The following is a 22,201-nucleotide window of genomic DNA, read 5'->3' as shown; positions in this document are numbered from 1 at the left end:
TGTGCATTAAGCCTGGCCTAAATGCCGAAAAACGAAAGGTAAGGGTGAAAAATCACTTAGCGAGCGGCCTCGTAAATACGGCGGCTCACCTCGAGGGTAATGTCGTGATGCTCACCGATTTGGGTCATGCCGTGTTCTTCCAGTTTCGCCAGCAGAGCAGGGATGGAGCTGCCATCCAGGCCATAACCGGAGAGACGTGTTGGCACGCCCATCTGCTCGAAGAAGTTACGGGTGGCGGCGATGGCAGCATCGATGCGTTCCTCTTCCGAACCGGCGGTAATACCCCAGACGCGCTCAGCGTACTGCAGCAGTTTGCCGCGTTTGGTGTCGCGTTTTTCATTCCACAGCGCGGGCAGCACGATCGCCAGGGTCTGGGCATGATCAAGACCGTGCATCGCCGTCAGCTCGTGGCCCAGCATGTGGGTCGCCCAGTCCTGCGGCACGCCAGCCCCAATCAGGCCGTTCAGTGCCTGAGTCGCGGCCCACATTACGTTGGCACGCACCTCGTAGTTTTCTGGCTCTTTCAGCGCCACCGGGCCGTCTTCGATCAGGGTCAGCAGAATGCCTTCGGCGAAGCGGTCCTGAATTTTGGCGTTTACCGGGTAAGTCACGTACTGCTCAACGGTATGGACAAAGGCGTCCACCACGCCGTTCGCCACCTGGCGCGGCGGCAGGGTGTAGGTGTAAACCGGATCCAGCACCGCAAAGACCGGCTGCACGTGCTCGTTCATAAAGGCCTGCTTGTCACCGGTGGTTTTGCGGGAAATCACCGCACCTTTGTTGGACTCGGAGCCGGTGGCGGGCAGGGTCAGCACAGAACCCATCGGAATGGCGCTTTTGATGTCGCTGCCGCCAGTCTGCAGGATGTGCCACGGGTCGATACCTTCATCGTAGTGCGCCGCTGCGGCGATAAATTTGGTGCCGTCGAGCACTGAGCCGCCACCCACTGCCAGCAGGAAGGTGATCTTCTCGTCGCGGGCGATTTTCACGGCATTCATCAGGGTTTCGTAAGACGGGTTCGGCTCGATGCCGCCAAACTCACGCACGTCCAGACCTTGCAGGGCGCTGTAGACCTGGTCCAGCACGCCGTTCTTCTTCACGCTGCCGCCGCCATAGGTGATCAGCACGCGGGCATCCGCCGGGATCTGTCCGCGCAGATCGGCGATAGCATCTTTACCAAACAGAATGCGGGTCGGGGTATGCAGATTAAAATTGTTCATTGTTCGTTCCCTTAGGTGGGTGAAAAAAACCGGCGGCACGGAGGGCTGCCTGATGGTGCCCATTGTGGCGAGCGCGCAGGCTCCTCTCAATGCACATTCCTGCCGTTGTCTTGCCCATTTCTACAGGGTGCTGGAGAAAATGCGAAAAACCGCGCACACTGCAAACGTCGGAAACCCTACCCGGAATGAGCAAAGATGAACCGCGATCAAACCTGCTTGCAACTAACGGCGCAAATTAACAGACTGAAAGATAATGCAAATACTCTCAGCACGGTGCTGCCCGACGTGCGCCTGCTGTACGGCACCCAGCCCGGCACCCGCACGCCAGTGATGTACCAGCCAGGTATCATTTTTCTCTTTTCCGGGCATAAAATTGGCTATATCAACGAGCGCGTATTCCGCTATGACCCAAGCGAATACCTGCTTCTGACAGTACCTTTACCCTTTGAATGTGAAACCTTCGCGACAGAAGCCGTGCCGCTGGCAGGGGTGCGTTTAAATGTGGATATCCTGCAACTCCAGGAGCTGCTCATGGATATTGGCGAGGACGATCTGTTTCGCCCGTCGATGGCGGCAAGCGGGATCAACTCCGCCACGCTGACGGATGAGATCCTCTGCGCCATTGAGCGCCTGCTGGATGTAATGGAACGTCCGCTGGATGCGCGCATTCTGGGTAAACAGATTATTCGTGAGATCCTCTACCACGTGTTGCTCGGGCCGGGGGGCGGGGCGTTGCTGGCGCTGGTTAGCCGTCAGACCCACTTCAGCCTGATCAGCCGGGTGCTTAAGCGCATCGAGAGCCAGTACACCGAAAACCTGAGCGTCGATCAGCTGGCGGCAGAGGCCAATATGAGCGTGTCGGCCTTCCACCATAACTTCAAATCGGTGACCAGCACCTCGCCGCTGCAATATCTTAAGAGCTATCGCCTGCACAAGGCACGGATGATGATGATCCACGACGGTATGAAAGCCAGCGCAGCCGCGCTGCGGGTGGGCTATGAAAGCGCGTCGCAGTTCAGTCGTGAGTTCAAACGCTATTTCGGCGTCACGCCAGGGGAAGATGCGGCGCGGATCAGGATGATGCAGGGGTAGGGAGGGGATCGGTTATTGTCGTCACCCTGACCCTCTCTGACAGAGAGGGCAGAGGTGAGGAGGTTCACTGTCAGGCGCTACAGTATTTCTTACGAATTACCACCACGATAGTGCCCACCAGCCCTGCCACCAGCAAGAACAGCGGCAGGATCATCAGGAAGGTCATGACCTGATCTTCGTGGCGTTTAACGAACGGGATCATGCTCAACGCATAACCGAAGGTCGTCACTACGCCAACCCACAGCAGTGCGCTCAGCCAGTTAAAGAACTGGAAACGACGGTTAGACAGCCCGGAGATGCCCGCCATGGTGGGCAGCAGAGTGCGCACAAAGGCCAGGAAACGCCCCGCCAGCAGCGCCAGCAGGCCGTGGCGATCGAACATGCAGGTCGCGCGCTGATGATATTTATGCGGCAACTGCGCCAGCCAGCTTTTAACCACTCGGGTATTGCCCAGCCAGCGGCCCTGCAAATAACTGAGCCAGCAGCCCAGACTGGCGGCAGAGGTCAGGATCACCATCGTCGGGGCAAAGTCCATCACCCCTTTACCGATTAGCGCTCCCGCCAGCAGCAGCAGACTGTCACCCGGTAAAAATGAGGCAGGCAGTAACCCATTTTCCAGAAACAGCGTGGCGAACATCACCAGATAAACAATCCCAACCACGTGCGGGTCCGCCAGTGCTGCAAAATCGTGTTGCCAGAGTGCAGCGATAATATCTTGAATAACAGCCATGGGCTTTCCTGTGGAACAGCATATATAAGGCTATTGTACTCCCTATTTCGCCTGCGGGCTTTGATCGCAGGCGCAACAAATCAGACTTTTCCGTAAGTATTGTGGAGAAAAGTGTCTGCGGAGACGATTTATGGCCGTGTGTTACTCGATGCGTGCAAATCCGGCCTCTAAATCGGCAATCAAATCGTCCACGTTTTCCAGGCCGATATGCAGACGGATCAGGGTGCCGGTAAAGTCCACTTCGCCACCGGGACGCAGCTCGGCAATCTGCTCTGGCTGGTTCGGCAGGATCAGCGACTCAAAGCCGCCCCATGAATAGGCCATGCTGAACAGCGAGAAGTTATCGAGGTAGTTTGCCAGCTCGTCATTGCTCAGACGCTTGTTGAGCACAAACGAGAACAAGCCGCTGCTGCCCGTAAAGTCACGTTGCCAGAAGGCATGACCTACACTGCCCGGCAGCGCCGGATGGTTAACGCGCGCCACCTGCGGATGCTGCGCCAGCCACTGGGCAACTTTCAGGCTGCTTTCATGATGCTGACGCAGGCGGACGCTCAGGGTGCGCAGGCCGCGGCTGGTCATGTAGGCCGTGTCGGCATCCACCATTTGCCCCATCAGATAGGCGTTCTCACGCAGCTGATCCCAGCAGCGGGCGTTGGAAACCGCCGTGCCGATCATGCCGTCCGAGTGGCCGATCAGGTATTTGGTTGCCGCCTGGATAGAGATATCGATACCAAAATCGAGCGCCTTAAACAGCACGCCCGCCGCCCAGGTGTTGTCGATCATGATAATGGCGTCCGGCGCTTTACTGCGTACCGCCTGCACAATGGAGGGCACATCATGCACTTCCATGGTGATGGAGCCCGGCGATTCGAGGAACACAATCCGGGTATTAGGCTGGATGAGATCGGCGATGTTCGCGCCGATCTGCGGATCGAACCAGCCGGTGGTGACGCCCAGCTTGCTGAGAATTTTGGTGCAGAAATCCTGGCTCGGCTCGTAGGCGGTGTTGGTCATCAGGATATGATCGCCCTGTTCGACAAACGCCAGAATGGTATTGGCCACTGCCGCCGCGCCGCACGGGAAAAGCGCACAGCCTGCGCCGCCTTCCAGCTCGCACATCGCGTCCTGTAAGGAAAAGTGGGTCAGCGTGCCGCGACGCCCGTAAAACAGCTCGCCCTTTGCCCGGTTGCGGGTGGCGTGCTTTTTCGCCTCGACGGTATCAAACACCAGCGACGAGGCGCGCTGAATGACGCTATTCACTGAACCGAGGGTGTATTTCTTACTGCGTCCCGCCTGAACAAGGGTGGTATCAAGATGCTTCTCTTTCATGTCTGCGCAACCTGTTTTTATACGTCTGGACGTCCACACTAACATGAAAGTAAAAATGGTCGCGAGAAGGGTAGGGGGAACAGCGGAAAATTTTTTAAAATTTGTTTCCGGGAAATTTTTCCTGCGTAAGCGCAAGGAAAATGAAACGAATTTACGGCACTATGTAAATACTAATGAGAACTACTATCAATTCGATGCTGTTTTGATATTATTATGCTCAGATTTTGTGATTTGTGTCCTGGAGATACCGAGTGGGTAATAATTTGATGCAGACGGATCTCTCCGTCTGGGGTATGTATCATCATGCCGACATCGTGGTGAAGATTGTGATGATCGGTCTGATTCTGGCGTCTGTCGTCACCTGGGCTATTTTCTTTAGCAAGAGCGTGGAGCTTATCTCGCACAAGCGTCGTCTTAAGCGCGAGCAGCAGCAGTTGGCCGAGGCCCGCAGCCTGAATCAGGCGAGCGATATGACCTCTTCCTTCCAGGCCAAAAGCCTGACCACCCAGTTGATCAACGAAGCCCAGAACGAGCTTGAACTCTCTGCAGGTAGCGAAGACAACGAAGGGATTAAAGAGCGTACCGGCTTCCGCCTTGAGCGTCGCGTTGCGGCCATTGGCCGTCACATGGGGCGTGGCAACGGCTACCTGGCGACCATCGGTGCCATTTCGCCGTTCGTCGGTCTGTTTGGTACGGTCTGGGGCATCATGAACAGCTTCATCGGTATCGCCCAGACCCAAACCACCAACCTCGCGGTTGTGGCGCCCGGCATCGCAGAAGCCCTGCTGGCGACGGCGATTGGTCTGGTTGCTGCTATCCCGGCAGTCGTTATTTATAACATCTTCGCCCGTATGATCGGCAGCTACAAAGCGACCCTCGGCGACGTTGCCGCTCAGGTTCTGCTGCTGCAAAGCCGCGATCTGGACCTCAGCGCCAGTTCAGTGAAGCCGGTCCGTTCTGCTCAGAAATTACACTTAGGTTGATTCGCCATGGCAATGCGTCTTAATGAAAACCTGGACGATAACGGCGAAATGCACGAAATCAACGTGACGCCGTTTATCGACGTCATGCTGGTTCTGCTGATTATCTTCATGGTTGCAGCGCCCCTGGCGACGGTGGACGTGAAGGTGAATCTGCCTGCCTCCTCCAGCCAGCCGCAGCCGCGCCCGGAAAAACCGATTTATCTGTCCGTGAAAGCCGATAAATCCATGTTCCTCGGGAATGATCCGGTGACGGATGAGTCGGTGATCCCGGCGCTGAATACCCTGACCAACGGCAAGAAAGACACCACCGTCTTCTTCCGGGCCGACAAGACCGTCGACTACGAAACCATGATGAAGGTAATGGACACGCTGCATCAGGCGGGTTACCTGAAGATTGGCCTGGTAGGCGAAGAGAAAGCGGCAGCGAAATAAAAGCAAAAAGGCAACGTAAGTTGCCTTTTTTTATGGTCATTCCCTCTCCCTTGGGAGAGGGGCAGGGCAGTCAGGCCGGGTAAGTTAACGTCACCCGGCCCTGCATAACAACTACCCCAGATGTTCCCCGCCGCACACACCGTGTACTTCCGCCGTTACATAGCTTGATTCCTGGCTTGCCAGGTAGACATACACCGGCGCCAGCTCCGCAGGCTGCCCTGCACGCTTCATCGGTGTCTGCTGACCAAACTGCGGGATTTTCTCCTGCGGCTGACCGCCGGAAATTTGCAGCGCCGTCCAGATAGGCCCCGGCGCTACGACGTTAACGCGTACGCCGCTCTCTGCTACCTGTTTCGCCAGCCCGCGGCTGTAGTTAAGGATAGCGGCTTTGGTGGACGCGTAGTCCAGCAGGTGCGGGCTGGGCTGATACGCCTGAATCGACGAGGTGGTGATGATGCTCGCCCCGGCAGGCAACAGCGGCAGCGCCTCCTGGGTGATCCAGAACAGCGCAAACACGTTCACGGCGTAGGTCTGTTGAAACTGCTCCGTTGTCAGGTCGGCAATCTTCTCGACCGCCACCTGCTTACCGGCCACCAGCGCCAGCACGTCCAGCCCACCCAGTTCCTGATGGGCTTTATGCACCAGAGAACGGGCAAACTTTTCATCACTCAGATCGCCGGGGATCAGCACCGCTTTGCGTCCGGCTTCTTCTATCAACTGCTTAACCTGCTGCGCATCCTCTTCTTCGGCGGGCAGATAGTTAATAGCGACGTCTGCGCCTTCACGCGCGTAAGCGATGGCGGCAGCGCGTCCAATGCCGGAGTCGCCTCCTGTCACCAGCGCCTTACGATCCTGCAGTCTGCCGCTGCCTTTATAGGTCTTTTCACCGCAATCCGGCACCGGATCCATCTTGCTCTGCACCCCGGGTACCGGCTGCTTCTGCTGCGGATATTCGCCGGTGTAGTACTGGGTGGTAGGGTTCTGGATTTCGCTCTGGGAATTTGCCATTAAGGTTCTCCTTGAGTGGGTGATCGGTCTTTAAGCTTAGGAGAATCAACCGGGAAGTGCAGATTATTCAGGATAATCCTTAAATCAACAGCAACAGGCGAGGCGGTAGGAAGGGGGGTTACGGCTTTTGCGGTGCTGGTGCTGGCGGGGTGGATTTCGCGGCCAGCGCCTCTTCATCCAGGGCGACGGTCGTCACGCTGGTGGTACGATAGCCTTCATCGGCCAGCTTACGGGTCACGCGCAGCGTGGCGGTTTCACGCGCCAGCAAATACTGGTAGTTGGTCTCCAGCCGGGCCAGAATTTTATCTTTCAGGTCTGGGCGCTGCTGCATAATGACGTTTATTGTCGCGCCGTAGATCTCTTCTTTAACCTGAAGAGGATAAATTTCACGACGGTTCTGCCATTTCAGGCGCACCAGGCCTGCTGGAATAGAGAGCAGCTGTTTCGCAATGCGCTGTATTTCAGCATTTTTAATCTCTTTCAGCGCAGCCAGGTTTTGCTCTAAGATAAATTCATCGCTCTTTTTATCATCTAAAGCTAAATAAACGTTGTTGTTATCAACATCCTTCACGTTATTCATCCTCTAGCTTATAAAAAATGGGCGTGTTTTTTTCACAGGTAATTAGATTGAGCCAGATGTCATTACCGGCTTCGTTTATCTCATCGGTTTTTTCCGTCAATATTTGACTTAGTGCTTGCGCGTCTATTTCCCCTTCCGCTTGCAGGTCATTGAGCAGGCGGGCAAACACCTCGATTTTAATGACGCGGAATAAACGATCCTTTATATGACGGTCGTGCTCTTCGAGCAACATATTGCGGGAGTTACCGGTACGGGTAACACCAATTAATATATCAGGCGCGTAATCAGCGAGTGTTCTTTTTCCCTTAGTGAAATTTTCATTGCTTTCTGCTTCTGGTGGTTTCGGTTCCACGGTGGAAATGTGAAACTTAGCCGGGACCAGATTGTCGGGCAACATTTTATATTTCCTTTAATTTCAACGGGGTGGGGTTGTCTGGCGCGTGAGATTCGTTGACAATAACATGAGGCAAATTTAAAATCAAAAAAAATGGAGCCTGCCTATATGAACAGCATTTTTTATACTGTCATTACTTTGTTATTGCTTACTGCCGTGGTTCTTTTATTGATGCGCGAGTTCAATAAAAGCAGCGACGCTGAGAACACGCACACCCCTGCCCAGCCAGAACGGATGTCAAAAGAAGAGGGCGAAGACCATTTTTCTGTGTTAATGAATGCGATTACGCCGGTCTGGTACTGGCGTGTTAATCATGAATATATTGATTTCCTCCATGCCACAATAAAACGAATGAATATGGTGGAAATAAATAGTATTCCTGACCTGTTTGAGGCGCAGCGTCGTTGCAGTGACCTTAACTCGGCGGTGTATAAATATTACGACAATATCAAGAAGCGTTGCCTGAATGGGGAGAAAGTTTCTCATTCCGATCTGGAAGTCATGAACCTGCGCCAGTGCTTCCGCGAATTCAGCCTTGAGGCTTATCCGTCGCTGGTGGTGCTGGTTTGGCCGGAATATCAACGGCCTGTGGTTAAGCCTGAGCAAGTGTAGGGTCTTTGTTGTTTTGTTGTTGCAAACACTTTGTCGCGTTGCGATATACTGCACGCTGGTTTCGTTTGCAGACAGGACTCTATGGAACGCTTTTTTGAAAACGCAATGTACGCCTCCCGCTGGCTGTTAGCCCCGGTCTATTTTGGCCTCTCGCTGGCGCTGGTGGCGCTCTGTATTAAATTTTTCCAGGAAATTTTTCACGTTCTGCCGCATATTTTCAGCGTCGCAGAATCCGACCTGATTTTGCTCCTGCTGTCGCTGGTGGATATGACCCTGGTGGGCGGCCTGCTGGTGATGGTGATGTTCTCAGGCTACGAAAACTTTGTCTCGCAGCTGGATATCGCCTCAGACAAAGAGAAGCTGAGCTGGCTTGGCAAAATGGACGCCTCGTCGCTGAAAAACAAAGTGGCCGCCTCGATTGTGGCAATCTCGTCGATTCACCTGCTACGGGTGTTTATGGACGCCAAAAATATCCCGGATAACAAACTGATGTGGTATGTGATTATCCACCTGACGTTTGTGCTGTCGGCGTTTGTGATGGGATATCTGGATAAGCTGAGTCGCAAGTAAGCGGCACGGACGGTGCCCTCTCCCTTGTGGGAGAGGGCCGGGATCAGGGCGTCAGGGTCAGCCCGTTCATCCCATGTGATGAATTCATTGCTTCGAATGCCATAAAGCAAAACTACTTATCTGACGACGCCTGCCACAGATTCAACTGCCCGTCAGCCACGTGCTGGTCAATCCGCTGCAACTCATCCTCGCTAAAGTGCAAGTTATTCAGGGCCTGCACGTTCTCCTCCAGCTGTTCCGTCCGGCTTGCGCCAATCAGTACCGAGGTGACGCGCTCATCCTTCAGCAGCCAGCTCAGGGCCATCTGCGCCATGGTTTGACCGCGCGCCTGCGCCATTTCGTTCAGTAAGCGCAGGCTATTGAGGTTAGCCTCGGTCAGCATATTTTCGGTCAGGCCACGCACCTTTTTGCCCTCACGCTGCATGCGGGAGCCGTCAGGAATGCCGTTCAGGTATTTCCCGGTCAGCAGCCCCTGCGCCAGCGGGGTAAAGGCGATACAGCCGGTGCCATTGGCTTCCAGCGTATCCAGTAAACCGCTCTTATCCACCCAGCGGTTGAGCAGGTTGTAGGAGGGCTGATGGATAAGCAGAGGGATTTTCCACTCGCGCAGCAGTTCCGCCATCTTCTGGGTGCGTTCCGGCGAATAGGAGGAGATGCCCACGTACAGCGCCTTCCCGCTCTGCACCGCCTGCGCAAGCGCCGAGGCGGTCTCTTCCATCGGCGTGTTTTCATCTACCCGGTGCGAGTAGAAGATATCCACGTACTCCAGTCCCATCCGCTTCAGGCTCTGGTCGAGGCTGGCGAGCAGATACTTGCGCGAACCGCCCGCACCGTACGGCCCCGGCCACATGTCATAGCCCGCTTTGGTGGAGATAATCAGTTCATCACGATACGCCGCGAAATCATCGCGCAGCAGGCGGCCAAAATTTTCCTCCGCGCTGCCTGGCGGTGGGCCATAGTTATTGGCGAGATCAAAATGGGTAATGCCGCAGTCAAAGGCTTTTCGCAGCAGGGCGCGCTGGGAATCGAGGGCGTGGACGTGGCCGAAGCTGTGCCACAGGCCGAGTGACAGGGCGGGCAGACGCAGGCCACTTTTCCCGCAGTATCGGTACTGCATGGTCTCGTAGCGGTCCGGTGAGGCGTTCCAGGGCATGATGTCTCCTTTTTAGTGATTGATTTTCGAAACAGCGTTTCTATTCTATCCTTAGTTCGTTCACAATTCATGGAGATATGCGATGACGCGTATGACCGCCAAAGACTTTCCTCAGGAATTGCTCGACTACTACGATTATTACGCTCACGGCAAAATCAACAAACGTGAGTTCCTCAATCTGGCTGCCCGCTATGCTGTCGGTGGCGTCACGGCGCTGGCGCTGTTTAATATGCTCAAACCCAATTACGCCCTCGCTGAGCAGGTAAAGTTCACCGATCCCGACATTCTGCCCGAATACATCACCTATCCCTCGCCGGACGGCCATGGACAGGTACGCGGCTATCTGGTGAAACCGGCCAAAGCCACCGGCAAAGTACCGGCGGTGGTCGTGGTGCACGAAAACCGCGGCCTTAACCCTTACATTGAGGACGTGGCGCGTAGGGTGGCGAAAGCGGGGTACATCGCACTGGCACCGGACGGCTTAAGCTCGGTGGGCGGGTATCCCGGCAACGATGAGGAAGGGAAGATCCTGCAGCAGAAAGTCGATCCGACGAAGCTGATGAACGACTTCTTTGCCGCCGTCGAATTTATGCAAAAACACCCGGACGCCACGGGTAAGGTGGGGATCACCGGCTTCTGCTACGGCGGTGGCGTATCTAACGCCGCGGCGGTCGCCTGGCCGGAGCTGGCCTGCGCCGTGCCTTTCTATGGCCGCCAGCCTCCCACGGCAGACGTGGCCAAAATTAAAGCGCCCCTGCTGCTGCACTATGCGGAACTCGACAAGAACGTTAACGAGGGATGGCCTGCCTATGAAGCCGCACTTAAATCTAACGGCAAGGTGTACGAGGCCTGGATCTATCCTGGCGTAAACCACGGATTCCACAACGATTCTACCCCGCGTTACGATGAGCCTGCTGCGGAGCTGGCCTGGAAACGAACCCTGGAATGGTTTGAGAAATATTTGAGTTAACCAGAATGTCCGGCAGCCTCAGGCTGCCGGACAGGCGTGGTCATCAGAAGCTGTAGCTCATACCTGCCTGAACACTGGCGTCGTTATCGACATCGCCTGTGCCATAGTAAATGCCGGTATTCACCGAGAAGTTGTGCGCGATAGTGGCGTTCACGCCCGCACCAAACATTCCCATGCTGTTGTTATGACCTTCGGTGTTGTGATAATCCGCTGCCTGGATATCGGTATCATCGCTGAACTCTTTCTGCATGCGGACATCCAGCCATGGCATGATCTGCACGTTTTTGTTCAGATCGGTCAGGGTGGTGGTCAGACGCAGACCCGCGCCGCCGTTCCAGGAGGAGACCTGGCTGTCAGCAAAAGTCACTTCTCTGTCGGAGAAGCCGTTCGCTTTGGTCTGATCCCAGCCGAGGATGGCGTACGGTTGCAGTAAGGTGTCGCCCGGCAGCAGCACGTTCACCCCGGTACGCGCCTGAGCCATATACAGGCTACCGTCAGTGGAGCCATGCAGCGCTTCGGTCATTCCGCTGGTGTCGCCGGTGACGTTATGGGCGGAGAGGGAGTAGCGCATATCGCCATAGCTGAAGCTGCCGTCGGCGAACAGTCCCCACTGACGACCGTTCAGCGCCTGCTGCCAGCCGCCGTACAGGCTGTAGTAGTTACCATACACGGTGTCCTTGAAGCTGTCCGGGCCGCTGGCGGTATCTTCAACGCGGCTGCGGGTCCAGGCCAGCGCCACGCCGCCGGTCACACTGTCGCCGTTCGCGAGGTACGCCGTCCAGTCAACGCCGCCCTGTGCGCCCTGAGTGATGCTCTTGTAATCCACATCGTTGCTGAAGTTACCGTTCTGATAGAGGAAATCGCCCCACAGCTGCGCCCCTTCCTGCTGTTCACCCGTCATGCCAGCAAAGTGCAGGCGATCCATGTGGCTGGTGATGTCGTCAGTGACCTGATGGCCCGCCTGTTCGGCCGCATCCAGCCCGGCGACTAATCCCTGGACATCGCTGGCCAGGGAGCCGCGTGAACTGCTGAAGACAATATTCCAGTTCTGGCTGCTATCGGCGGTGAGCATGCCCTGCGGCGCCGTATCCGCGGGCACAATGCTCAGGTCATTGTTGTAGTTGTAGGCCGCGCTGCGGTTTTCCACCTCCTGCTGACCGTTGCTGAAGGTCGCATTGGCGGCCGTTTGCGGCGCGGTAGTTGCCGTAGTCGTCGTAAAGGACCCCAGCACGATATTTTGCTGATTGATCGCCGAAGAGGTGATGTTATTGACCACCACGGCATTACGGGAGCCCGTGATCGTGCCGAAGTTGACCCGGCTGTCGGTGCTCATGCTCACTTCAGCATTGCTACCGGTAGTGGCGGCGGTCAGGGTGGAGCCGTTTTGCAGACTCCAGGTGGTTGAATCGTTAATGGTGTCGAGGGTGATGCTGTTGTCGCTGGTGGTATTCACGGTTTCAAACTGATTTATTTGACCGGAAATAGAGCTGCCCGCATCCATCGACAGGGTATCGTCGCCGTCCCCGCCGGTGACATTGCCGGTGACGTGGGAATCATTCACCAGCACCACGGTGTCATTGCCTGCGCCGGTCGTAATATTGCCGTCAACGTTGGCACCGTTTTGCAGCGTGATGGTGGTATCGCCGCTGTTCTGGCTGGCATTCAGATCGCCATTAATGGTGCTGTTATCCACCAGAAGGGTATTGGTGGAGTTACCGCTCAGCGTAACAGTGCCGTTCACAACGCTGTTATTGGTGAACGACAGGTTGGTCTGGCCTTTTTCGTTAATGACACCGATATCACCGGTCACGGTGCTGTTATTCAGCGCCAGCGTATCCTGAGTGGTACCGTACATGGCCACGGCCAGGTCGCTAAAGGCATCGACGTTGATATTCTGGAAAGGTTTGTACTGGCTCAGCTTTTCTACGATGGTATCGAGATTTTGCGCCACCTGGCTGTTGGTCGCATCCACGGTAGCGTTGGTCAGGGTAAGGGAGGTATCTGATTTGTCGCTGCCGACGTAGATACCGCCATTATCCATGAGGCTATCGCTCATGGCGATGTTTTGGGTGCCCTGGCCGGCACTGATAATACTGCCATGCAGTGCGCTGCCGTTGCTGATATCCACATTGTGGTATCCCTCATCCAGCGGATCGAGGTAAATGGCGGCGCCCATCATATAATCTTTGTTGCGCTGATAGGTTCCGTCGCTGTTCTGGCCGTTCAGCGTGGCGTCATTGACGTTGATCGTGGTGTTGGTGGTCTGAAGTGCAGAACCGACTTCGATCATATCCACTTTAGCATTGTCGGTGACGTTAATATTCACGGTACCACCATTGCTCCCCTGAATATAATGACCGGACATGTCAGTGCCTGTAACGGTTAAGGTCTGCGTATCGCCGGCTTCACGGTGGCCATCCATATAAATATTGGTTGCCGTTTCATTCGCCATCACGGCATCAGTGACGCCAGGATCCTGATAGAAACTGCCGTCTTTATATTCTGTCAGGCCGCAGGTCTGGGTGGTGTCACCGTTCTGGCAAGGTGTAGCCGGAGTCTCGCCTGCCTGCGCAGCAAAGGATGCAAGTGACAGTAATACACACTGCGATAATAAGGTTCTTTTCATTGAAATACGCATTTCTTCATCTCTTATAACCGGATCAACGTGCGCTCTTTTTAAACCAGTTATGCGTAATCAAGAACTTTCTTAGGCGAAAAGGATGTAATGAAATTTGAAATTATATCAAGCGATTAAGTGACCATTTTAATAAAAGCAAATGATTGATTTTTTTAAATGCATCCATTCTGTGAATGTTGCAGTTTTATTAACGTACTAAAAGTGAGACTTTTCTGGGGGGAACAGGAAAACTCTTCGTTAAGAAGAAAGGTAATGATAATCCTTTGGGATTATGAGGGTAATGAATGGAGAGTGTGATTTACATTTGTAAATTGTATGAAATCTAATAACACGTTATTCGGAGGGGTATTTTCCTTAGCATGATTATCATTTTCCGACCCGGTAAACAGAAATGAAAAGTTTTATAAAATTACCCGATAAAAGGTATTGCTTCGCATTTTATTGCCGATAACGAGGATAAGACTCGCCTTCGGGCGATTTCTCCCTCATGGCAAGGAAATAAATATGCAAGTGTTTCGTAATTTCACGATCCGGTTCGTCATGCTGACGATTCTGGGCATTTTCTGTTTAATGTGGGCGGCGGTCGGGCTGTACAGCTCCTGGGCGCTCTCGCGCGTGGCGGATGGCAATGACGTCGATCGGCAACTGGTCAAACAGATGACGGTGCTCAGCCAGGGTAACGATCAATACTTTCGCTTTGTCACTCGACTGAGCCGGGCGATGGACGTGCAGGCAACAGGCGGTACGGCAGATCTCACTTCCGTTCAGCAGGCGCTGGAGGCGATGAGCAACAAGCTCGATGAGATGAAAGCCATGTCGCCGGGGCCGATGGATGCGCAGATCTCCGCTAAGGTGATCGCCAACTGGCAGGCGCTGCTGGAGAACGGCGTAAAGCCTCAGATGCAGTTCGCGCAGCAGGGCAATCTCGACGGCTATCGCCAGCAGGCGAATAACGTCACCCCGCCGTTAAGTCGCGCCTTTGGTGAGAGTGCCGGACAGTTCAATAAAGCTGCCGACAGCATTCTCGACAGCACCCGCGTGACGGTAGATGGCCTTACCGGCTCCACCCGCACGGTGATCATTACCGCGACCCTGATTGGCCTGCTGATCTTGCTCTTCGCCGATCGCTACCTGGTTGCGATGCTGGTGAAACCGCTGGATCAAATCCGTCATCATTTTCGTCAGATTGCCCAAGGCGATCTCAGCCAGCCGATTGTTCCCTTTGGCCGTAACTGCGTGGGCCAGTTGGTGCCGCTGCTGACGGCGATGCAGGACAGCCTGCGCGAAGCGGTCAGTACCATTCGCGCCGGGAGCGAGAATATCTGGCGTGGCGCTACGGAAATTTCCAGCGGCAACAACGATCTCTCATCGCGTACCGAAGAGCAGGCAGCGGCGCTGGAAGAGACCGCCGCCAGCATGGAGCAACTCACCGCCACGGTGAAGCTGAATGCAGACAATGCCCGTCAGGCAAGCGATCTGGCGGATGTGGCGTCTCTCACCGCCAGCCGCGGCGGGGCATTGGTGGAGAACGTGGTCAACACCATGACCGGCATCTCCGTCAGCTCGAAGAAAATCGCGGAGATCACCAGCGTCATTAATAGCATCGCCTTCCAGACCAATATTCTGGCCCTCAACGCGGCAGTCGAAGCGGCGCGCGCGGGTGAGCAGGGGCGTGGCTTTGCGGTGGTGGCGGGGGAGGTCCGTAATCTCGCCAGCCGCAGCGCCAGTGCGGCAAAAGAGATCGAAGGGCTTATTACCGACTCCGTGTCCCGCGTGGAGGAGGGGGCCAGACTGGTGAACGATACCGGCACCACCATGAACGCCGTGCTGCGCGACATCACCGGCGTAACCACCATCATGAAGCAGATTGCCGCCGCCTCGGAAGAGCAGAGCAAAGGCATTTCGCAGGTGGGGGTGGCGATCACCCAGATGGACGGCGTGACCCAGCAGAACGCCTCGCTGGTGGAGCAGGTGTCAGCCGCGGCCTCTGCCCTGGAGCGTCAGACCGAAGAACTGCAACGCTCGGTGCAGAAGTTCCGCCTGGCAAGCTAGCGGCTGCCGGGCTGCACGTCGCTGATCAATTGGGTCACCTGCGAAAGGTGACCTATTTTCACTTCGCTGGAACGCTGGAATTTGCTTTTGTCGATCAGCAGCAGGGACTGGCTGGCACGACTCAGCAGCTGCGACTTAAATCCGGCACTGTGCGGGGTGGGATCCCACATCACACCCTGCTCATCCACCCCTTCACAGGAAAAAATAAACAGGTCGATCTCCAGCGCTTTCAGCTGCGTCACCAGGGCCGGGTTCACATAGCAACGATATTTGCGCTCCAGCGTCCCGCCCGAGCAGATCAGGGTGATGCGTTCGCGCTTCGCCATTTCATGGCAGATGGGCAGGCTGTTAGTAAACACCGTCAGGGCGATATCCGGTAGCTGACGCGCCAGGTGAAAGCAGGTTGAGCTGGCATCAAGAGCCAGGGTCATCCCTTCGCTGACCCAGTCGAGGGCGTGGCGGGCAATGTCGGCTTTATCAGCGTAATGGCTTTTCAGCCGCGCGCCAAATGGCTCGCCGCCGTCGCGATGATCCGGGTGGATCGCTCGCGCCCGCCCGTGATGGCGCACGATCCGTCCCTGCTGTTGAAGCTGTTTCAGATCGCGGCGAATGGTCTCTTTGCTGACGCGAAGCTCAGCGGCAAGAGCGTCCGTCGTCAGCCAGTCCGACGCGGCCAGCAGGCGGATCAGTTCCTGGTGACGGGTGCTTTTCATGGGTAGGTTCCGGTGCGGGAGACCGAGAGCAGCGTCTGGCCAATCGCCACACCGTTTTTGCCGGTGTGTTTAATCTGGTACATCGACCGATCGGCGCGGCGCAGCGCATTGACGAAATCATCCTCCTCCTGCACCTCATCAATCCCCACCGAGGCTCCGACCTTCGCCTGGCCATTATCCAATTCGAACGGCGTCAGGGCTGCGTTCAGGCAGTGGTGCGCGGTGCTGTTCACCAGCAGGCTGGCGAGCGGGAAGGGCAGCAGCAGCACAAACTCGTCCCCGCCCAGACGCCCGACAACCGCCCCCGGCGGGCAGGCGTCGCGCAGACGCTGGCTGAGCTGGATGAGTAACTCGTCGCCGCTGCGGTGGCCAAAGGTGTCATTCACCGTTTTAAAATCATCCAGATCGATAAAGGCAATGCACAGTGGCCCCTGGGCTTTTAGCTGCGCGAAGTGGGTAAGCAGCGCATGGCGGTTGGCAAGACCGGTGAGCGGATCGTGATTGGCCAGTTGGGCAAGCTGCTCCTCGTACTGCTTCTCTTTGGTCATATCGATGTGCGTACCGGTCACCTTCAGGGGATTACCTTGCTCATCCCATTCGGTGACGCGGCCACGATCCAGCACCCAGGTGACGGTGCCGTTTTTGTGCTGCATCCGGTGCAGCGCCTCGTAGAAGGGGGTTTTGCCGTGCAGATGATCGTAGAACGCGTCGAGCACGTTCTGCTTGTCATCAGGGTGCAGATGCTCACGCCAGATCTCAAACTGTGCGTTCAGCTCCTTAGGCTGATAGCCCAGCATGGAACCCCAGCGGCGGTTATAAATAATCAGCTTCCCGGTCGGAACATCGAGTTGCCATAAACACAGACCGGTCCCGTCGAGCGCCGCACTGAGCTTGCTACGGGCGTCACGCGCCAGCCTGGCAAGCCGGGCATTATGCTTTTTAAGATTCTGAATCTGTTGTTTCAGCGCCTTTTCTGACATGCGAATAATCTGAAGAAAGAAATTATTCATGCCAGTTTACCGGATGGTTGTAAATATGCCGTTGAAAAAAGAGAGGGATTTACGTTAGGGCTTTTACCTCTAAAGGAGGCACGACGGCATAACCGCATCGCTGTATAATAAAATATATAACGAATGCGAGAACATGATGAAACAGCAATTTTGGCAAGCCTTAACCTTAGGCGTAGTGGCTTTACTGCCCCTCTCTTCTCAGGCCTCCCGCCTGATCACCGACCAGATTGGCCGTCAGGTCACTCTCCCCGATGAGGTTGACCGCGTGGTGGTGCTTCAGCATCAGACGCTGAACTTACTGGTGCAAATGAACGCCACCGATAAGATCGTGGGGGTGATGGCAAACTGGAAACAGCAGTTGGGCGACGGCTACGCGCGTCTGGCTCCCGAACTGAACCACAAAGCGATGCTGGGCGATCTCACCCACGTTGACCCGGAAAAGCTGGTGGCCCTGAAACCGCAGGTGGTGTTTGTCACCAACTACGCGCCGCAGGAGATGATCGACAAGATCAGCAGCCTGGGTATTCCGGTAGTCGCTATCTCCCTGCGCCACGATGCCGCGGGTGAGAAAGCGAAAATGAACCCTACGATGAACGATGAAGAGCAGGCTTACGATCGCGGGCTGCGCGAAGGGATCGCGCTGATTGGCGAGATTGTTAACAAGCAGCCGGAAGCGAAGGCGCTGATTAACGCCGTCGATCAAGGCCGCCGGAGGGTCAGCGACCGCCTGAATACTCTCCCGGCGGAAAAACGTGTTCGCGCCTACATGGCGAACCCGGAACTCACTACCTACGGCTCCGGTAAATATACCGGGCTGATGATGGCCCATGCGGGGGCGGTTAACGTGGCGGCGGCGACCATTCAGGGTTTCAAAACCGTGGCGATGGAGCAGGTGATCGCCTGGAACCCGCAGGTGATTTTTGTGCAGGACCGCTACCCTTCCGTGGTCAACGAGATCAAGACCGGCGCGCAGTGGCAGACCATTGACGCGGTGAAAAATCATCGTGTCTACCTGATGCCAGACTATGCCAAAGCCTGGGGTTACCCGATGCCGGAGGCGATGGGGATCGGCGAACTGTGGATGGCTAAAAAGCTCTATCCGGAGAAATTTAAAGACATAGATATGCGCAAATTGGCCAACGACTGGTATCAGCGTTTCTATCGCACCACCTGGCAGGGGAAAGACTGATGCGCGTGCTGGCGGCAGGGAGCCTGCGGCGGGTGTGGCCGCAATTAATGGCTCATTTCCCGGAACAGGTTGAGACCCAGTTTGGCCCGGCAGGGCTGCTACGGGAGCGTATTGCATCGGGCGAGGCCTGCGATCTCTTCGCCTCGGCCAATCTTGCCCATCCGCAGGCGCTGCACGCTATGGGGCTGGCGCAATCCGTGGCGTCTTTCGCGAGCAATACACTCTGTCTGACCGTGCGCAGTGATGTGCTGCGCGACAGTGACGACTGGCTCTCTGTACTTACCCGGGATGACTTGCGCATTGCCACCTCGACGGCGGGAGCCGATCCGTCCGGGGATTACACCCAGACGCTGTTTACCCGTATGGGTAATGCTGGCGAGGCCGTGAGGAAGCGGGCAATGGCCCTGGTGGGAGGCCGGGGATCTGCGCCGGTTCCGGCGGGCAGGCTGGCAGCAGAGTGGCTTATCCAGGGTGGACAGGCGGAGGTGTTTATCGGATACGCCAGCTACGCGCCAGCATTGCGGGCGATAGCAGGGTTGACGGTCATCGACATCCCGGCGCACTTTAATCCGCGTGCGGAGTATGCCTGTGCGGTAATAACGCCGCAGGGGCAACGGCTGATGGCGTTTTTACAGTCAGATACGGCACAAGCGATCCTGCACCAGGCGGGGTTTTTGCCGGGAGGTACGACAGGATAAATGCAAAACGGCAACAGGGTTGCCGTTAGAGGTGTTTGCACCCTCTCCCGGTGGGAGAGGGCATCAGGCCGTACAGATTAACCCTGACGTTTGTCTTCGGTGTTGGTATCAAAATCGCTTGCCGCATGACGCTCATGCAGCTGCTCGTTCAACTCGCCGTTGGTGCGGTTGACGATACGCCCACGCTTCACCGCCGGACGGCTGGCGACATCCTTCGCCCAGCGCTGGACGTTCTTGTAGCTTTCGGCATCCAGGAACTCCGCCGCGCCATAGACCTGGCCCAGCGCCACGCTGCCAAACCATGGCCAGATGGCGATATCCGCGATGCTGTACTCTTCCCCCGCCACGTAGCGACCGCGCGCCAGCTGTTTATCCAGCACGTCGAACAGGCGTTTGGCTTCCATTGTGAAGCGATCAATCGCGTACTCAATTTTCACCGGCGCATAGTGATAGAAGTGCCCAAAACCGCCGCCGAGGAACGGGGCGGCGCCTTGCAGCCAGAACAGCCAGTTCAGGGTTTCTACCCGGCCCGCCGGATCTTTTGGCAGGAAGTGACCGAATTTCTCCGCCAGATAAAGCAGGATATTGCCGGATTCAAACACGCGGGCTGGCGGTGTGGTGGAGTGGTCGCGCAGGGCCGGAATTTTGGAGTTCGGGTTGACCTCAACAAACCCGCTGGAGAACTGATCCCCCTCACCAATACGGATCAGCCATGCGTCATATTCCGCACCGGTCACGCCCAGCGCCAGTAACTCTTCCAGCAGAATCGTCACCTTCTGGCCGTTTGGCGTGCCCAGAGAATACAGCTGCAGCGGGTGCGAACCGACTGGCAGCACTTTGTCATGGGTAGCGCCCGAGATCGGACGGTTGATGCTGGCGAATGCGCCACCGTTGGGGTTCTGCTTCCATTCCCAGACTTTCGCTGGCTGGTAGTTGTTGTCGGACATGTTGATCTGCCTTTTTGGGATGTGTTGAGGCAGTTTAGCAGGAGATCCGTGAACGGTTTAACGAACTGAGCGCATAAGGTTATGCGCTATTCCGCATTGCGCTTATATATATCAAATTCGTTATAAGCTTAATCAAAAATCGCATTTTCATTGTTAATGCGAAAGCGCCTAAAGCTGAATATGATGCGCAAACAGATATCGGTAAAAAATAAAAATGAGCAGTTAAAAAAACTTTCAAGGCAAGGAGTTAGTGAGATATGCGTAAGCCATTCGTTTCTGCTGTTCTGGTCGCGCTGGCCCTGGTCGCCGCGGGCTGTGATGATGCCAAAAATAACGACGCTGCGTCGGCCCCGGCTGCCAAAAGCGATACGCCAAAAGAGGGCGGCTCACTGATTATCGGCATCACCTCCGGCGATCCGTTAGCGGTTAACCCGCTGTATGCCAGCGACCGAACCACCCTGACGATCATGCAGGCGCTGTATGCTCCGCTCTACAGCTTTAACGATGGCAAAATCGAATGGGGTCTGGCCGAAAGCCTGACGCCTTCTGCCGATAACCTCAGCTACACCCTGACCCTAAAACCCAATCTGAAATGGCAGGACGGCCAGCCGCTGACCGCCGACGACGTCGTCTTCACCTTCAATAAACTGCTGGAGGAGAAACAGCACAGTTTCTTCCGCAGTATGTTTACCTACGGCGGCAAGCCGGTGGCGGTGAGCAAGGTGGACGATCGCACCGTCAAGTTCACGCTGCCGCAGGTGAGCGCCGCCTTCACCGGTACCCTGGTGCAGATCTACCCGATCCCGCAGCACGTCTTCGCGAATGAAGCCGATCTGGAAAAGAGCACCAAAAACGATGCCCCGGTCGGTTCCGGGCCGTTCAAATTTAAAGAGTACCGCGCCGGGCAGTATTATGCTCTGACCCGCTTTGACGACTACTGGAACGGTAAAGCGAAGCTCGACGCCGTAACCTACCGTTTCGCCAAAGACAGCAACTCCGCCAACCTTGCGCTGCAAAACGGCGAGATCAACCTGAAAATGGTCGATCCGCAGGATGTGTCGCGCCTGAAGAACACCGGCAAGTTTGACTTTGTGGTCTACCCGGAAGGGCGTCTGGCCTACATGACCTTCAACCAGAATGTGCCGGTGATGAAGAGTAAGGAACTGCGCCAGGCCATTGCCTACGCCATTAATAAAGACGAGCTGACCCAGACCGCGTTCACCTCCCTGGATTACGCCAAACCGGCCGCCTCATTCCTGACACCGGATACGCTCTATCAGACCAATGACGTTGAGCAGTACACCTTCGATCAGCAAAAAGCCAAAGACCTGCTGAAGGCCTCCGGCGCACCGGCAAACCTCAAGCTACGTCTGGCCTACGTCAACACCAACAAAACCCAGGAGAGCCAGGCGCTCTACATTCAGCAGGCGCTGAAGGGGATTGGGGTGAACGTGGAGCTGATGCCGCTCGACTCTAACGCCATGTCCCAGCGCAGCCTCGACATGAACAACACCGCCTGGGAGCTGAACCTCGGTGGCTACATCATGGGTGCCGAGCCGGATGGTTACAAATCGCTGTTCATGAGCAATGAAGCCTACAACTATGCCCACTATAAGAACCCGCAGTTCGATGCCCTGTGGGATAAAGGTGCGGTAGAAACCGACACCGGAAAACGCGCTGATATCTACAAGCAAATTCAGCAAACCGTGGCCAACGACATGACGTACTACCCGATTGCCTATACCAACGCCACCGTTGCGGTAGATAAACGCTTTGGCGGCACCAAAGAGGCGGAACCGAAGCCGGTCTATCTGTTCCAGGATCTGTCAAAAATCTATCAAAAATAAGCTGTCGCCCCGGTCAACCGATCGGGGCTTTGTG

The 22,201-nt window shown here is 55.8% G+C and carries 21 protein-coding genes; 10 read left to right on the top strand and 11 right to left on the bottom strand.

The features are described from left to right. Positions 1-56: 56 nt before the first annotated feature. Positions 57-1,220, bottom strand: a complete 1,164-nt coding sequence (yqhD, locus tag ABIE02_RS14655) for an alcohol dehydrogenase (protein ID WP_336994983.1) — start codon at positions 1,218-1,220, stop codon at positions 57-59. Between the two features lie 195 nt (positions 1,221-1,415). On the opposite strand from yqhD, the gene ABIE02_RS14650 reads away from it, so the two are divergent. After that, a complete protein-coding gene (locus ABIE02_RS14650; protein ID WP_336653823.1) occupies positions 1,416-2,312 on the top strand; it encodes an AraC family transcriptional regulator in 897 nt (298 codons plus the stop codon). Positions 2,313-2,382: 70 nt separating this feature from the next. Here the strand turns inward: ABIE02_RS14650 and yghB are convergent, their stop codons facing one another. Both yghB and metC read right to left on the bottom strand, forming a co-directional pair. Further along, entirely contained in the window at positions 2,383-3,042 is a 660-nt protein-coding gene (gene yghB, locus ABIE02_RS14645) for a DedA family general envelope maintenance protein YghB (protein ID WP_032614124.1), read from the bottom strand. 141 nt (positions 3,043-3,183) lie between these two features. Beyond that, positions 3,184-4,371: a cystathionine beta-lyase gene (metC, locus tag ABIE02_RS14640; RefSeq protein WP_103792842.1), complete on the bottom strand. Its 1,188-nt coding sequence runs from the start codon at positions 4,369-4,371 to the stop codon at positions 3,184-3,186. 251 nt (positions 4,372-4,622) lie between these two features. Here metC and exbB point away from each other — a divergent pair, with 251 nt between their 5' ends. Next, a complete protein-coding gene (exbB, locus tag ABIE02_RS14635) occupies positions 4,623-5,354 on the top strand; it encodes a tol-pal system-associated acyl-CoA thioesterase (RefSeq protein WP_032614119.1) in 732 nt (243 codons plus the stop codon). A 6-nt stretch (positions 5,355-5,360) separates the two neighbouring features. After that, a complete protein-coding gene (exbD, locus tag ABIE02_RS14630) occupies positions 5,361-5,786 on the top strand; it encodes a TonB system transport protein ExbD (protein ID WP_032614116.1) in 426 nt (141 codons plus the stop codon). 111 nt (positions 5,787-5,897) lie between these two features. On the opposite strand, the gene ABIE02_RS14625 is transcribed toward exbD, so the two are convergent. The 3 genes from ABIE02_RS14625 to ABIE02_RS14615 form a co-directional block, all read right to left on the bottom strand. After that, the gene (locus ABIE02_RS14625; protein ID WP_032614114.1) at positions 5,898-6,794 is read right to left on the bottom strand and encodes an SDR family oxidoreductase; all 897 of its coding nucleotides are present in this window, start codon (positions 6,792-6,794) and stop codon (positions 5,898-5,900) included. 118 nt (positions 6,795-6,912) lie between these two features. Then, positions 6,913-7,374 (bottom strand): cytoplasmic protein, encoded by a 462-nt coding sequence (locus tag ABIE02_RS14620; RefSeq protein WP_336994984.1) that lies wholly within the window; start codon positions 7,372-7,374, stop codon positions 6,913-6,915. Further along, positions 7,367-7,771 (bottom strand): hypothetical protein, encoded by a 405-nt coding sequence (locus tag ABIE02_RS14615; protein WP_032614110.1) that lies wholly within the window; start codon positions 7,769-7,771, stop codon positions 7,367-7,369. The genes ABIE02_RS14620 and ABIE02_RS14615 overlap by 8 nt, the downstream gene beginning before the upstream one ends. Before the next feature lie 105 nt (positions 7,772-7,876). Between ABIE02_RS14615 and ABIE02_RS14610 the strand changes: the two genes are divergently transcribed. After that, positions 7,877-8,380: an ESA_00282 family adhesion-associated protein gene (locus ABIE02_RS14610; RefSeq protein WP_032614107.1), complete on the top strand. Its 504-nt coding sequence runs from the start codon at positions 7,877-7,879 to the stop codon at positions 8,378-8,380. Between the two features lie 81 nt (positions 8,381-8,461). Next, entirely contained in the window at positions 8,462-8,950 is a 489-nt protein-coding gene (locus ABIE02_RS14605) for a TIGR00645 family protein (RefSeq protein WP_032614105.1), read from the top strand. Between the two features lie 112 nt (positions 8,951-9,062). On the opposite strand, the gene ABIE02_RS14600 is transcribed toward ABIE02_RS14605, so the two are convergent. Next, entirely contained in the window at positions 9,063-10,103 is a 1,041-nt protein-coding gene (locus ABIE02_RS14600) for an aldo/keto reductase (protein ID WP_032614104.1), read from the bottom strand. Positions 10,104-10,185: 82 nt separating this feature from the next. Between ABIE02_RS14600 and yghX the strand changes: the two genes are divergently transcribed. Next, a complete protein-coding gene (gene yghX / locus ABIE02_RS14595) occupies positions 10,186-11,073 on the top strand; it encodes a YghX family hydrolase (RefSeq protein WP_336994985.1) in 888 nt (295 codons plus the stop codon). Positions 11,074-11,116: 43 nt separating this feature from the next. Here the strand turns inward: yghX and ABIE02_RS14590 are convergent, their stop codons facing one another. Beyond that, positions 11,117-13,699, bottom strand: a complete 2,583-nt coding sequence (locus ABIE02_RS14590) for an autotransporter outer membrane beta-barrel domain-containing protein (protein ID WP_280713513.1) — start codon at positions 13,697-13,699, stop codon at positions 11,117-11,119. Positions 13,700-14,215: 516 nt separating this feature from the next. Between ABIE02_RS14590 and ABIE02_RS14585 the strand changes: the two genes are divergently transcribed. Then, positions 14,216-15,763 (top strand): methyl-accepting chemotaxis protein, encoded by a 1,548-nt coding sequence (locus ABIE02_RS14585; RefSeq protein ID WP_117386435.1) that lies wholly within the window; start codon positions 14,216-14,218, stop codon positions 15,761-15,763. Here ABIE02_RS14585 and fucR read toward each other — a convergent pair. Beyond that, complete coding sequence (gene fucR / locus ABIE02_RS14580; RefSeq protein ID WP_285126336.1) at positions 15,760-16,476, bottom strand: L-fucose operon activator; 717 nt, start codon at positions 16,474-16,476, stop codon at positions 15,760-15,762. The genes ABIE02_RS14585 and fucR overlap by 4 nt on opposite strands. Beyond that, positions 16,473-17,456 (bottom strand): sensor domain-containing diguanylate cyclase, encoded by a 984-nt coding sequence (locus ABIE02_RS14575; RefSeq protein ID WP_032614143.1) that lies wholly within the window; start codon positions 17,454-17,456, stop codon positions 16,473-16,475. Before ABIE02_RS14575 ends, fucR begins: the two co-directional genes overlap by 4 nt. A 166-nt stretch (positions 17,457-17,622) precedes the next feature. On the opposite strand from ABIE02_RS14575, the gene ABIE02_RS14570 reads away from it, so the two are divergent. Beyond that, a complete protein-coding gene (locus ABIE02_RS14570) occupies positions 17,623-18,675 on the top strand; it encodes an ABC transporter substrate-binding protein (protein WP_336994986.1) in 1,053 nt (350 codons plus the stop codon). Beyond that, on the top strand, positions 18,675-19,373 hold the full coding sequence (locus ABIE02_RS14565) for a molybdate ABC transporter substrate-binding protein (protein WP_336994987.1): 699 nt from the start codon (positions 18,675-18,677) through the stop codon (positions 19,371-19,373). Before ABIE02_RS14570 ends, ABIE02_RS14565 begins: the two co-directional genes overlap by 1 nt. A 77-nt stretch (positions 19,374-19,450) precedes the next feature. On the opposite strand, the gene yghU is transcribed toward ABIE02_RS14565, so the two are convergent. After that, a complete protein-coding gene (gene yghU / locus ABIE02_RS14560) occupies positions 19,451-20,320 on the bottom strand; it encodes a glutathione-dependent disulfide-bond oxidoreductase (RefSeq protein WP_336994988.1) in 870 nt (289 codons plus the stop codon). Between the two features lie 257 nt (positions 20,321-20,577). On the opposite strand from yghU, the gene ABIE02_RS14555 reads away from it, so the two are divergent. Next, a complete protein-coding gene (locus ABIE02_RS14555) occupies positions 20,578-22,167 on the top strand; it encodes an ABC transporter substrate-binding protein (RefSeq protein WP_336994989.1) in 1,590 nt (529 codons plus the stop codon). Positions 22,168-22,201 lie beyond the last annotated feature (34 nt).

It is taken from the genome of Leclercia sp. 1548 (assembly GCF_050435045.1).
In the GTDB taxonomy this organism is placed as follows: Bacteria; Pseudomonadota; Gammaproteobacteria; order Enterobacterales; family Enterobacteriaceae; genus Enterobacter; species Enterobacter adecarboxylatus.
This window is presented reverse-complemented; position numbering and strand designations above follow the sequence as displayed.

What these genes read in the sequence shown, in the direction of transcription:
- yqhD (WP_336994983.1), bottom strand. Translation starts at nt 1,220, where the DNA reads ATGAACAATTTTAATCTGCATACCCCGACCCGCATTCTGTTTGGTAAA.
- ABIE02_RS14650 (WP_336653823.1), top strand. Translation starts at nt 1,416, where the DNA reads ATGAACCGCGATCAAACCTGCTTGCAACTAACGGCGCAAATTAACAGA.
- yghB (WP_032614124.1), bottom strand. Translation starts at nt 3,042, where the DNA reads ATGGCTGTTATTCAAGATATTATCGCTGCACTCTGGCAACACGATTTT.
- metC (WP_103792842.1), bottom strand. Translation starts at nt 4,371, where the DNA reads ATGAAAGAGAAGCATCTTGATACCACCCTTGTTCAGGCGGGACGCAGT.
- exbD (WP_032614116.1), top strand. Translation starts at nt 5,361, where the DNA reads ATGGCAATGCGTCTTAATGAAAACCTGGACGATAACGGCGAAATGCAC.
- ABIE02_RS14625 (WP_032614114.1), bottom strand. Translation starts at nt 6,794, where the DNA reads ATGGCAAATTCCCAGAGCGAAATCCAGAACCCTACCACCCAGTACTAC.
- ABIE02_RS14620 (WP_336994984.1), bottom strand. Translation starts at nt 7,374, where the DNA reads ATGAATAACGTGAAGGATGTTGATAACAACAACGTTTATTTAGCTTTA.
- ABIE02_RS14615 (WP_032614110.1), bottom strand. Translation starts at nt 7,771, where the DNA reads ATGTTGCCCGACAATCTGGTCCCGGCTAAGTTTCACATTTCCACCGTG.
- ABIE02_RS14610 (WP_032614107.1), top strand. Translation starts at nt 7,877, where the DNA reads ATGAACAGCATTTTTTATACTGTCATTACTTTGTTATTGCTTACTGCC.
- ABIE02_RS14605 (WP_032614105.1), top strand. Translation starts at nt 8,462, where the DNA reads ATGGAACGCTTTTTTGAAAACGCAATGTACGCCTCCCGCTGGCTGTTA.
- ABIE02_RS14600 (WP_032614104.1), bottom strand. Translation starts at nt 10,103, where the DNA reads ATGCCCTGGAACGCCTCACCGGACCGCTACGAGACCATGCAGTACCGA.
- yghX (WP_336994985.1), top strand. Translation starts at nt 10,186, where the DNA reads ATGACGCGTATGACCGCCAAAGACTTTCCTCAGGAATTGCTCGACTAC.
- ABIE02_RS14590 (WP_280713513.1), bottom strand. Translation starts at nt 13,699, where the DNA reads ATGAAAAGAACCTTATTATCGCAGTGTGTATTACTGTCACTTGCATCC.
- ABIE02_RS14585 (WP_117386435.1), top strand. Translation starts at nt 14,216, where the DNA reads ATGCAAGTGTTTCGTAATTTCACGATCCGGTTCGTCATGCTGACGATT.
- fucR (WP_285126336.1), bottom strand. Translation starts at nt 16,476, where the DNA reads ATGAAAAGCACCCGTCACCAGGAACTGATCCGCCTGCTGGCCGCGTCG.
- ABIE02_RS14575 (WP_032614143.1), bottom strand. Translation starts at nt 17,456, where the DNA reads ATGTCAGAAAAGGCGCTGAAACAACAGATTCAGAATCTTAAAAAGCAT.
- ABIE02_RS14570 (WP_336994986.1), top strand. Translation starts at nt 17,623, where the DNA reads ATGAAACAGCAATTTTGGCAAGCCTTAACCTTAGGCGTAGTGGCTTTA.
- ABIE02_RS14565 (WP_336994987.1), top strand. Translation starts at nt 18,675, where the DNA reads ATGCGCGTGCTGGCGGCAGGGAGCCTGCGGCGGGTGTGGCCGCAATTA.
- yghU (WP_336994988.1), bottom strand. Translation starts at nt 20,320, where the DNA reads ATGTCCGACAACAACTACCAGCCAGCGAAAGTCTGGGAATGGAAGCAG.
- ABIE02_RS14555 (WP_336994989.1), top strand. Translation starts at nt 20,578, where the DNA reads ATGCGTAAGCCATTCGTTTCTGCTGTTCTGGTCGCGCTGGCCCTGGTC.